This window comes from Acidovorax sp. KPB24-07, from assembly GCF_057543315.1.
On the sequence record NZ_BAAJYS010000573.1, the window covers coordinates 1 to 1,670 of the forward strand.

Sequence of the window (1,670 nt, forward strand, 5' to 3'; positions counted from 1 at the left end):
CGCTGCACGCGCCAGGCCTCGCCCTGCACCTCGATCCCCAGCCATTCGTCGCCGGCCGCGAAGCCCGCCTGCTCGGCCAGGCCGCCGCGCAGCACCACCTTTGATCTGCAGGCCCTGGCCCTCCGCCACCCGCGACCCCCAGGCGCTGGGCCAGCTGCGCCGGCTCGCCCTGCAGCGTCACGCCGTTGGCCGCCAGCAGCTCGGCCAGGGGCAGGTCGTCGGTGCCGTGCACCCACTGCGCGATCTCGGTGGCGAACGAGCGGCCCGCCAGCGCCTGGATCGCGTCGAGCAGGTCGGCTTCGGACATGGGGCCGGCGGCGCAGCGTTCCCACAGGGCGCGCATCACGTCGTCCAGCGTGGCCTGGCCTTCGCGGCGCAGCGCGAGGTCCAGGCACAGCGCCACCAGCGAGCCCTTGGTGTAGTAGCTCACCGTGCTGTTGGGCGTGTTCTCGTCCTGGCGGTAGTACTTGACCCAGGCGTCGAAGCTGGCCTGCGCCACCGACTGCACCTTGCGGCCGGGCGTCTGCAGCACCTGGTTGACGGTCTTGGCGAGTAGGCGCAGGTAGGTGGCGTTGTCGATCAGACCCGCGCGGCGCAGCAGCAGGTCGTCGTAGTAGCTCGTGAAACCCTCGAAGAACCACAGCAGGCGCGTGTAGTTCTCCTGGGTGTAGTCGTACTGCGCGAACTCCGCCGGGCGCAGGCGCTTGACGTTCCAGGTGTGGAAGTGCTCGTGGCTCACCAGCCCGAGCAGCGTGTTGTAGCCCTCGGGCGCGCGTGCCTGGCCGATGCGCGGCAGGTCGCGCCGCCCGCAGATCAGCGCGGTGGAGTTGCGGTGCTCCAGGCCCCCGTAGCCGTCGTCCACCACGTTCAGCAGGAACAGGTAGTTCTGGTAGGGCGGCTTGCCGCTGCCGTGCCAGAAGCGGATGCCGGCCTCGCAGATGCGGCGCACGTCGGCCACGATGCGGTTGCCGTCGAACGAAGGCGCGGCGCCCGCGATCACCAGCCGGTGCGGCACGCCGCAGGCCGTGAAGCGGATGCTCCAGAACGGGCCCATCTCCACGGGGCAGTCCACCAGTTCGTCGTAGTGCTCGGCGCGGTAGGTGCCGAAGCCGGCGCGCGTGGTCTTCTCGGCGGCGAGCCCGGTGGCGACGGACCAGCGCGCCACGGCGGGCGTGCTCACGATTTCCAGGTCGTGTCGCGCCGCCTCCTGGCCGTGCACGCGCAGGCACAGGCTGGTGCCGTTGAAGAAGCCGCGCGTGGCATCCAGAAAGGCGGTGCGCACCGAGGTGTCGTAGGCGCAGACTTCATACGTGAGCACCAGCGGGTGGTCGTTGCGGCACTGCACCTCCCAGCGGCACTTGTCCATCTGGGCGAGGGGCACGTCCTTGCCGTCCTGCTGCGCGCGCAGGTTCTGCAGGTTCTTGGCGAATTCGCGCACCAGGTAGCTGCCGGGAATCCAGACGGGCAGCGACAGCGCCTGCCGGGCCGCGGGCCTGGCCACCGTCAGCGTCACGCTGAACAGGTGGGCGTGCAGTTGCGCGGGCTCGACGCGGTAGTGGACGGCGGGGTGGGCGTGGCGAAGGGCGGACATGGTGCGTGCGGCGCTGAAGGGTCGGGGAAGGCCCGGGCCGGCGCAGGGAGTGGTCCGCGCCGCCCGGCGGTCAGGAGCG

At 71.2% G+C, this 1,670-nt stretch carries 1 pseudogene; it reads right to left on the reverse strand.

Going from position 1 to position 1,670, the window contains the following annotated elements:
• Window positions 1-1,591 (reverse strand): annotated as a pseudogene (locus AC27IQ_RS23975) (M61 family metallopeptidase); the annotation flags it as partial.
• Between the last annotated feature and the right edge of the window lie 79 nt (window positions 1,592-1,670).